Below are 10,595 nucleotides of genomic sequence, written 5' to 3'. Positions count from 1 at the left end.
TGGCCGATGTTCGACTTGATCGACCCCAACCACAACGGCCGATCCTCCGGGCGGTCCTGCCCGTACGTCGCCAACAACGCCTGCGCCTCGATCGGATCACCCAGGGTGGTGCCCGTCCCGTGCGCCTCCACCACGTCCACATCGGCCGACACCAGTCCGGCACCCGCCAACGCCTGCCTGATCACCCGCTGCTGCGCCGGACCGTTGGGCGCGGTCAACCCATTCGACGCACCGTCCTGATTCACCGCAGAGCCGGCCACCACGGCCAACACCTGATGCCCATTGCGCCGGGCATCCGACAGCCGCTCGACCAACAACCAACCGACGCCCTCCGCCCACCCCGTACCATCCGCCCCTGCCGCGAACGATTTACACCGACCATCGGGAGACAACCCCCGCTGCGCGCTGAAGTCGACGAAGGTCTCCGCCGTGGACATCACGGTGACGCCGCCCGCCAGCGCCAGCGAGCACTCCCCCGACCGCAACGCCTGGATCGCCAGGTGCAACGCCACCAGGGAGGACGAACACGCGGTGTCCACCGTCACCGACGGCCCCTCCAGCCCGAGGGTGTACGACACCCGGCCGGACAGGACGCTGCTCGCCCGGCCGATGCTCGAATAACCGGCCAGTTCCTCGGGCAGCCGGGTCAGGCCCGCACCGTAGTCGTAGTACGAGCCGCCGGCGAATACTCCGGTCGCGCTGCCGCGCAGCGACGCGGGGTCGATGGCGGCCCGTTCGAGGGTCTCCCAGGCGGTCTCCAGGAGCAGCCGCTGCTGCGGGTCCATCGCCAGCGCTTCCTTCGGGCTGATGCCGAAGAAGTCGGCGTCGAAGTCGGCCGCGTCCGCCAGGAATCCGCCGTCCCGGGCATAGGTCGTCCCCGGGTGCCCCGGCTCCGGGTGGTACAGCGACGCCAGGTCCCAGCCGCGGTCGGTGGGGAACGGGGAGATCGCGTCGGTGCCGTCGGCCACCAGGCGCCACAGGGTCTCCGGCGACGTCACGCCGCCGGGGAAGCGGCACGCCATCGCCACGATCGCGATCCGCTCGTCGTCGGTCACCGTGACCGGCCGCGACGTGACCACGGTGGCCGCCGCGTCGTCCGGTCCGTACATCTGCGCCCGGATGTACTCGGCGAGCCGTCCGGCCGTCGGGTAGTCGAAGACGGTCGTGGCGGGCAGCCGCAGCGCGGTGGCCCGGCCGAGGCGATCACGCAACTCGACGGCGGTCAACGAGTCGAAGCCCAGGTCGCGGAACGCGCGGTCGGCGTCGACGGCGGCCGGCGAGGCGTGCCCGAGCACCGCGGCGGCCTGCTCCCGCACCAGGTCGAGCAGGGTCAGGTGCTGTTCGGCGGCGGTTCGGCCGTCGAGCAGATCGCGGAGTTCGGCCGCGCCGGGCCCGGCCGCGGGGGTGTCCCGGGTCGTGCTGTCCAGCGCGGCGACCTCGGGCAGATCGCCGATCAACGGGCTCGGCCGCGTGGCGGTGAACCCGGGCGCGAACCGGGCCCAGTCCACGTCCACCACGGTCAGCGCGGTCTCGTCCGCGTCCAGGGCCCGACCGAGCGCGGCGATCGCCGACGTGGGCGTCATCGGCGCGAGGCCGTACCGGCGCAGGCGTTCCTCGTCGTCGCCCTGGGCGGCCATGCCCCCCTCCGCCCACGGTCCCCAGGCGACGGCCGTGGCGGTGACTCCGCGCGCCCGGCGGTGCTGGGCGAGCGCGTCCAGGTAGGCGTTCGCGGCCGAGTACGCCCCCTGCCCGCCGCTCCCCCACACGCCCGCGATCGAGGAGAACAGGACGAACGCGTCCAGGACGTGGTCGGCGAACAGCTCGTCCAGGTTCGCCGCGCCGTCGACCTTCGCCCGGATCGCCTCGGCGACCTCGTCGAGCGTGGTGTGCGCCGCGGCGCCGGTACGGTCCACGCCCGCCGCGTGTACGACGGCCCGAATCGGCTTGCCCTCGGCGGCCAACCGGCCCACCAGCTCGCCCAGTTCCGCGCGGTCGGCGACGTCGCACGCCGCCATCGTGACCTCGGCGCCCAGTGCGGACAACTCGCCCGCCAGCTCCTCGGCGCCCGGCGCCGCGCCGCCCCGGCGGCTGGTCAGGACCAGGTGTTCGGCGCCGTTGCCGGCCAGCCAGCGAGCCACGTGTGCCCCGAGCGCGCCGGTCCCGCCGGTCACCAGGACGGTGCCGCGCGGGCGCCAGGTCCCGGTGGCGGCGTCGCTCGGCGCCGCCCGCACCAGCCTGCGGACCAGGACCCCCGACGTACGGATGGCGACCTGGTCCTCGCCGCCCGCAAGTACGCCCGCCAAGCGCGCCCCGGCACGCTCGTCCAGCACCTCGGGCAGGTCGATCAGGCCGCCCCAGCGCTCCGGTTGCTCCAGCGCGAGCACCCGGCCGAAGCCCCAGGCGAGGGCCTGTTCGGGGTGGGGCAGCGACTCCCTCGGAGCCACCGCCACCGCGCCGCGCGTGGCCGTCCACAGGGGCGCGTCGATCCCGGCGGCGGTGAGCGCCTGGGCCAGCGTCAGGGTCAGCGCGAGCGCGCCGGAGGCACCCTCGGCCGGCAGCGACAGCACGCCCGCGACCGACGAGTCGCCGTCCACCGCTTCGGTCAGGCGGGCGGTCAGCAGGTCGACGCGCGGTTCGGCATCGGCCACCGCCAGCGGTACGACCCGCGCGCCGTGGGCGCGCAGCGCCCGCATCTCCGCGTCCGCCTGCTCGGCCTGGTGGACCACCAGCCAGGTGCCCGTCAGGGCGGCGGGGCACCCGATCGCCCGGTCGGTCACCGGCTGCCACCCCACGCGGTACAGCCGCCGTTCGACGGCGGCCCGCTCGCGCCCCCGCCGTCGCCACGCCGCGAGTGCCGGCAGCAGTCCACCGAGGGACTCGCCCACCTGGTCGGCCGACGGGTCGCCGTCGGTCAACTGCGCGGCCGCGGAGCTGACATCACCGTTCTCGACGGCCTGCCAAAACGCCGTGTCCCCGTCGGGCTCGCGGGCGCCGGTCGGCGCGACGGGCTTCGTCCAGAAGGACTCGTGCTGGAAGGCATAGGTCGGCAGCTCGACGCGGCGCGCGCCGGTGTCGGCGAACAGCGCCGCCCAGTCCACGGCCACACCGCGCGCGTGAACCCGGGCCAGCGCCTTGAGCAGGGACTCCGGCTCGGCTCGGTCGCCGCGCAGTGTCGGGACGAACGCGGCCTCGGCCGCGGCCTCGGTCAGGCAGTCCGCCCCCATCGCCGAAAGCACGCCGTCCGGGCCGAGTTCGACATAGGTCGTGACCCCCGCGCGTTCCAGCGCGCGCATCCCGTCCAGGAAGCGGACCGGTTGGCGGACGTGTCGAACCCAGTAGTCGGCGGAGCCCAGTTCGGCGGCGGACGCGGGTTCGCCGGTCAGGTTCGAGATGATCGGAATCCGCGGCTCGCCGAAGGACACGCTCTCCGCGACCCGCCGGAAGTCCTCCAGCATCGCCTCCATCCGGGGCGAGTGGAAGGCGCGCCCGACGTTGAGCCGTTTGGTCTTGTGTCCGCTCGCTCGGAGCGTGGCCACGATCGCCTCGACCGCGTCCTCGTCGCCGGCGATCACCGTCGAGGTGGGCCCGTTGACCGCCGCGACGGACACCCGGTCGGTGAGCAGCGGCAGCACCTCGTGTTCGGCGGCACGCACCGCGACCATCGCGCCGCCGTCGGGCAGCGCGTGCATCAATCGGCCTCGGGCACCCACCAGTCGGGCCGCGTCGTCCAGGGACAGCACGCCGGAGACGTGCGCGGCGCTCAGCTCGCCGATCGAGTGGCCGACCAGGAAGTTCGGTCGTAGGCCCCAGTGTTCGAGCAGGCGGAACAGCGCCACCTCGACGGCGAACAAGGCGGCCTGGGTGAATCGCGTCTCGTGGACGGTTTCCGCGTCCACCGAGCCGGGGGCGGCGAAGAGCACCTCGCGCAGCGGGCGGTCCAGATGCGGGTCCAGGCTCGTGCACACCGCGTCGAAGGCGGCCGTGAACACGGGGTGTTCGCGGTGGAGCTCGCCGCCCATGCCGATCCGCTGGCTGCCCTGTCCGGTGAAGAGGAAGGCCAGTTTGCCCTCCACTACCGTCTCGCGGACCAGCCCCGGCGCACTTTCACCTCGCGCCAACGCCGCGACGGCGGAGTCGAGTTCGCCGCGGTCACCGGTCACCAGGACGGCCCGGTGCTCGAACGCGGTCCGGGAGGTGGCCAGCGAGTAGGCGAGGTCGAGCGGGGACAGGTCCGGGTGTGCGGCGAGGTGGGCGCGCAGTCGCAGGGCCTGGTCCCGCAGCGCGGCGGCGCTCTTCGCCGAGACCGGCACGGGCAGCAGGCGGGGCGCGGGGCGCGGGGTTTCGACACCCGCGCTCGCGGATGGGGCCTGTTCGAGGATGACGTGCGCGTTGGTGCCGCTTGCTCCGAAGGAGGACACGCCCGCGCGGCGCGGGTGGTCGCTCCGCGGCCAGGGCCGGGCCCGGGTCAGCAGTTCCACCGCGCCCGCCGTCCAGTCGACGTGCGGCGTGGGTTCGTCCACGTACAGGGACTGCGGCAATACGCCGCGACGCATCGCCTGAAGCATCTTGATCACGCCGGCGACGCCGGCGGCGGCCTGGGTGTGGCCGATGTTGGACTTCACCGATCCCAGCCACAACGGCCGATCCGCCGGCCGGTCGCGGCCGTACGTGGCCAACAACGCCTGTGCCTCGATCGGATCACCGAGCCGGGTACCGGTGCCGTGCGCCTCCACCGCGTCCACGTCGGCCGAGACCAGCCCGGCTCCGGCCAATGCCTGTCGGATCACCCGCTGTTGTGCGGGACCGCTGGGTGCGGTCAGCCCGTTGGAGGCACCGTCCTGGTTCACCGCGGAACCGCGGATCAGGCCCAGCACCTCGTGGCCGTTGCGCCGGGCATCGGACAGCCGTTCCAGCAGCAGCACGCCCGCGCCCTCGCCCCAGGCGGTGCCGTCCGCCGCCGCCGAGAAGGGCTTGCAGCGGCCGTTCGGCGCCAGCCCGCGCAGCGCGCTGAACTCGACGAATGTCTGCGGGGTGGCCATCACCGTCACACCGCCGGCCAACGCCATGGTGCACTCGTCGCGTTGCAGCGCCTGGATGGCCCAGTGCATCGCCACCAACGAGGAGGAGCAGGCCGTGTCCACCGAGACCGCGGGGCCTTCCAGGCCCAGGCTGTAGGCGACGCGCCCGGAGACCAGGCTGCCGTTGCCGGTGGTGGCGTCGTCCCCGGAGGCGGTGCCGTAGTCGTGGTAGATGACGCCGGCGAAGACACCCGTACGGCTGCCGCGCAACTCGGTCGGATTGATCCCGGCCCGCTCGATCGCCTCCCACGAGATCTCCAGGAGGAGCCGCTGTTGCGGGTCCATCGCCGCCGCCTCGCGCGGGCTGACCCCGAAGAACCCGGGGTCGAACTCGGCCGCTTCGTGGAGGAAGCCGCCCTCGCGTACGTAGCTCTTGCCCGGCTTGCCGGGCTCAGCGTCGTACAGCCCCTCGACGTCCCAGCCACGGTCGGCCGGAAACGAGGAGACCGCGTCCGTCCCCTCGGCCACCAGGTGCCACAGGTCGTCCGGCGACGCGACGCCGCCGGGGAACCGGCAGGACATGCCGACGACGGCGATCGGCTCGGTGGCGGCCGCGGTCAGCCGATTGTTCTGCTGCCGCAGCCGTTCGTTCTCCACCAGCGAGTTGCGCAGCGCCTCGACGATCTCCTCGACCGATGCCTCCACGGTGACCTTTTCCTTCGTTCGACGGAACTTCGAGTTGATGGGCGGGGCCGGGTCGAATCGCGACCTCAGTGCAGGCTTTTCAGGAAGTCGACCATGACCTGGTGAAAGCGTTCCGGTTCCTCGAGATGCGGAACATGGCTCGACTCTTCGAAGATTTCCCAGCGCACGTCCGGGATGAGTTCGTGAAACGGCCGCACCGCGGCGGGAGTCGCCTCGTCGTGACGCCCCGAAATCAACAGGGTGGGCACGGCGATGTCCGCGACGCTCTCCTCCACTCCCCAGTCGCGCAGGGTTCCGGTGACATGGAATTCGGTGGGGCCGTTCATCGATTGGTAAACCGTGGAGTCGTTGTGGATCTCCATGAATGTGGCCAGGTAGTCACGCGGCCACGGATCGAGGCGACAGACGTGCTTCCGATAGAAGACCAGCGACGCCTCCAGATACTCGTCGCTGTCGGTGGTACCGGCGGCCTCGTGTCGCAGGAGCGTCTCGTCGACGCCGGGGGGCAGCAGATCGCGCAACACCCGCATCTCGCGCAGCCACACCGGATAGGAGACGGGGGAATCGGCGATCACCAGTCCGCGCAGTCCCGGCGGCCCGGCCGCGGCGTGCTCGGCGGCCAACAGCCCGCCCCAGGAATGGCCGAACAGGACATAGTCGTCCGCGATGCCCAGGCCGTGCAGCAGGTTGTCCAGCTCGTCGAGGAACAGCCCCACCGTCCAGAACTCGGCGCCTCGGTGCGGCAGATGACTGGATCCGCCGTTGCCGAGCTGGTCGTAGTGGACCACCGGCCAGCCGGCCTCGACCAGGGAGGTGAGCCCGAGCAGGTAGTCGTGGGTGGCACCGGGGCCGCCGTGCAGGGCGACCACGGCGGGTCGATCCGCGTCGATCTCGCCGGTGACGCGATACCAGGTCCGATGTTCCCCGAAGGGCAACGTTCCCTTGGCGTTGGGGGTCGGCGACATTTCAACCACCTCGATCGGATCGTTCCTGCACCGACGCGCACGCGCGCATGGGTGGTCGACGGGGCTCACCCGTATTCAGGACACCGCTGATATTGGCGACAGTACTGCGGGGTGCGGCGGGCCGAAGCCCCTAAGCTGAGGCGACGACCCCTACAAGCGCCGGTCGATGGGAGCCGAATCCGCGCCGACTTCCGCCAACCAGTCCTCGATGATCCGCGCGGTCGACTCCGCGTCCTCCTCGACCAATCCGAAGTGATTTCCCGGCGAGAGCCGCAAGGTGTGTGCGGGATCCCAGGGTTGGGCACGGAGAAAGTCGCCGTCGCGGACGGCATCCCCGGTTTCCGGCTTGAAGGATTTCCCGGCACCGACGAACAGCACGGGTGCGCCGACGCTTTCCCGGGTGAAATCCGGCAGCAGATGGAAGTAGCGGGCCATCGCGCAGAGTTGCGCGCTGTCGTACGGACCGAAGGTCGCTTCCATCTCCAGCATCCGGTACGTCATGTGCTCGAAGCCCTCCGGCATCGCGTTGTCCGCGACGGCATACGAGTCCAACAGGACGACGCCTGCGGGCCGAATGCCCAGCACGTGCTCCAGGTGGTGCGCCGCCGCATAGGCCAGGACACCGCCGGAGGAATACCCGACCAGGACGAACGGCTCGCCCCCGGCCGCCCGGAGGACGTTCTCCGCGACCACCTGTGCGGCGGCGGCCGCCGTGGCGGGCAGCAGGTCTCCCCGAGCGAAGCCGACCAACGGCAGCGCGCTTACCGGCCGGACGCCGCGAAAGTGCGCGGCCAGGCGGGCGTGTTGATGCACGCCACCGGCGACCATCGGGGTCGAGACGCAGATCAACCGCGGCCCGCTCGTCCCGTCGGCGAGTCCGGCGGGCTCCGGGAACCGTTCGAGGTCGGTAGGTGCGGCGAACTGCGGACGGATGTCGGCGACCGCCCGCAGCATGGCGAACGTCCTGGGGATGTCACCCGTCTCGACACCCGCCCGGAACAAGGCGGTCAGAGTGTCCGCCGACCCGGCGTCGTTGCTCGTCGACCCCTGCGGATCGCCGACCTCCGGGCTCGCGGCCAGCTCGGCCCCGACGAGCCGGGCGAGTTCGGCGGGGGTCTTGCTGTCGAACACCACCATCGCGGGCAGTCGCAGGCCGGTCGCGGCATTGAGGGCGGCGCGCAGTTGCGTCGCGCCGAGCGAGTCGAAGCCGGACTCCAGGAAGGTCCGGTCCGCGTCCACCGCGGCGGGGTCGTCGTATCCCAGCACCTGTGCGGCGTGGGCCAGCACCAGGGTCCGCGTCTCGCGCTGCTGCTCGGTCTCCGAGAGGCCGGCCAGGCGCCGGCGGAACGAGCGGGGATCGGTGCGATCCCGGGCCGCCGTCCGGCGCCGGATCGCCGGGACGAGGTCGCGCAGCAACTCGGGGACGTCGCCGAGGTTGCCGACGTCCAGGCGAATCGGGGCCAAAGCTGCTTGATCGAGGGTGGTTGCGGTATCGAACAGCGCGAGACCCTCCGTCACGGACAGCGGCAGGACGCCACCGCGCGCGAGGCGGGCGCGGTCGTCGGCGGCCAGGGAACCCGTCATGCCGCCGTCGGTGTCCCACAGGCCCCAGGCCAGCGAGAGCGCGGGCAACCCGGCGGCCCGGCGGTGGGCGGCCAAGCCGTCCAGGAAGGCGTTCGCCGACGCGTAGTTGGCTTGTCCCGCACCGCCCAGCACACCCGCCGCCGAGGAGAACAGGACGAACGCCGACAGGTCCATGTCCTTGGTCGACTCGTGCAGATTCCAGGCCGCGTCGACCTTCGGGCGAAGGACCGCGTCGAGGCGCTCGGGGGTCAGGGAGGAGATCACGCCGTCGTCGAGGACTCCCGCCGTGTGCACGACGCCGGTCAGGGTACGTCCCGCCAACAGCGCCGCCAGCGCAGCGCGATCGGCGGCGTCACACGCCACGACCTGTGCCTCGGCGCCCAGTTGGGACAGCTCCGCGACCAGCTCGGCCGCCCCCTCGGCCGCCGGGCCGCGCCGACTCGCGAGCAACAGGCGACGGACGCCGTACCGGGTCACCAGGTGACGCGCGAACAGGGCGCCCAGGGTGCCGGTACCGCCGGTGATGAGCACCTCGCCATCCGGTTCGAACGGAACGACCGTCTCCGCCTGTTCGACCTTCGTGACACGGGCCAGACGGGCGGCGTGCACTACGCCGGCGCGGACCACGACCTGCGGCTCACCCGAGCCCAGCGCCAAGGCGACATCCGCCCGGTCGCCATCGAGCAGCACGATCCGGCCCGGCTCCTCGGACTGGGCCGATCGCACCAGACCCCAGACCGCGGCACCGGCGAGATCGGTGACGGCCTCCTCCGCCAACGCCATCGCGCCGTGCGTCAGCACCACCAGCTTCGCGTCCGCGAAGCGGTCCTGGGACAACCATGACTGGACCACGCGCAAGGCTCGACGCACCTGCGCGCGTACGTCGTCGGCCGTGCATCCCCCGCCGAGGCGCGCGACGACGACAGGCGGCACGGGGCCGTCGGGCGCCAACGCCTCCCACTCCACGACCTCGCCGAATTCCCCCGCCGGTGCGGGGACCTGCCGCCAGTCGATCCGGAACAGCGATTTGTGGGGACCCATTCCGGGGCGGGCATCGGTGGTGATCTCGCGCAGGGTCAGCGAAGCAACCGACGCCACCGGCAGGCCCGCCGCGTCCGCGATCTTCAAGGAGACCTCACCCGGCCGAACCGGGGTCACCCGGACGCGCAACGCCGAGGCCCCGGAGGCGTACAGCTCCACGCCGGACCACGCGAACGGCAGGGCCGCCCGCGCGCCGACCGCCGAGGTCAGTGTCACCGCGTGCAGGCACGCGTCCAGCGCCGCCGGGTGCAGGCCGAAGCGGTCGGCGTCGCCGCGCGCCGGTTCGGGGAGGACGACGTCCGCGAACACCTCGTCACCGCGTTGCCAGGCGGCCCCGAGCCCCTGGAACGCCGGGCCGTAGCCGAGCCCGGCGTCCGCCAACGCGTCGTACAGCCCGTCCACGTCGATCGGCACCGCTCCCGTGGGCGGCCATTGGGCAGGTTCGTCCGGACTGTCGTCCCTACCGGCGCCTTCCTCCAGGAGGCCGGTCGCGTTCGTGGTCCAGGGGCCGTCCAGGGTGTCGTCGGGACGCGAGTACACGGTGAGCGCGCGTCGTCCCGTCTCGTCGACGCCGCCGACCACCACCTGAAGCTGCACCCGGCCTTCGTCGGGCAGCGACAACGGGGCCTGGAGCGTCAGCTCCGCCACCCGCCCACAGCCGACCTGGTCGCCCGCACGGACGGCCAGTTCCACCATCGCCGCACCCGGCAGCAGCGCCACTCCGCCGACCAGGTGATCGGCAAGCCACGGATGCGTGCGCGCCGACAGTCGACCCGTGAACACGACGCCGTCGGACTCGGGCAGGGGCACCATCGCGCCCAGGAGCGGGTGTTCGGGTGAGCCAAGGCCCATGGACGCGGGGTCCGCCCCGTTCGGGGTATCCAGCCAGTAGTGCCTGCGCTGGAAGGCATACGTCGGCAAATCCACCCGACGGGCGCCGTGCCCGGCGAAGAACGCTGCCCAGTCCACCGACGCGCCGCTCACATGCAGCTCGCCCAGCGCGGAGACCACGGAGTGCGCCTCGGGACGACCCTTGCGCAACACCGGCACCACCACGGTGCCGTCCTCGGGCACGTTCTCCCGTACCATCGCGGACAGCACGCCGTTCGGGCCGAGTTCGACGAACCGGGTCACGCCGCGCGCGGTCAGGGCACGCACGCCGTCCGCGAAGCGCACCGCCTCGCGTACGTGCCGAACCCAGTAGTCGGCCGAGCCCGGCGCATCGACCAGCTCACCCGTCACGTTCGACACGACCGGGATCGACGGCGCGGCATACGACAAC

General features: G+C 72.3%; 3 protein-coding genes and 1 pseudogene. All 4 read right to left on the bottom strand.

Going from position 1 to position 10,595, the window contains the following annotated elements; all coding sequences use genetic code 11:
* A partial coding sequence (locus tag A3IC_RS53325) for a type I polyketide synthase (RefSeq protein WP_425387322.1) occupies nt 1–5,675 on the bottom strand: 5,675 nt, incomplete at its 3' end.
* Nucleotides 5,670–5,723: pseudogene (locus A3IC_RS73405) on the bottom strand (hypothetical protein); the annotation flags it as partial. The gene A3IC_RS53325 and the pseudogene A3IC_RS73405, both read right to left, overlap by 6 nt.
* A gap of 65 nt (nt 5,724–5,788) precedes the next feature.
* Nucleotides 5,789–6,688 (bottom strand): proline iminopeptidase-family hydrolase, encoded by a 900-nt coding sequence (locus A3IC_RS0109230; protein ID WP_020549776.1) that lies wholly within the window; start codon nt 6,686–6,688, stop codon nt 5,789–5,791.
* Between the two features lie 150 nt (nt 6,689–6,838).
* On the bottom strand, nt 6,839–10,595 hold a 3,757-nt coding region (locus tag A3IC_RS53320; protein WP_020549775.1), incomplete at its 5' end, for a type I polyketide synthase.

It is taken from the genome of Embleya scabrispora DSM 41855 (genome assembly GCF_000372745.1).
Taxonomy (GTDB): domain Bacteria; phylum Actinomycetota; class Actinomycetes; order Streptomycetales; family Streptomycetaceae; genus Embleya; species Embleya scabrispora.
Note: the sequence above shows the minus strand (reverse complement) of the source record. Positions and strands in the feature narration are given on the sequence as shown.

Coding starts and splice junctions, on each gene's coding strand:
- A3IC_RS0109230 (WP_020549776.1), bottom strand. CDS start 6,688: ATGTCGCCGACCCCCAACGCCAAGGGAACGTTGCCCTTCGGGGAACAT.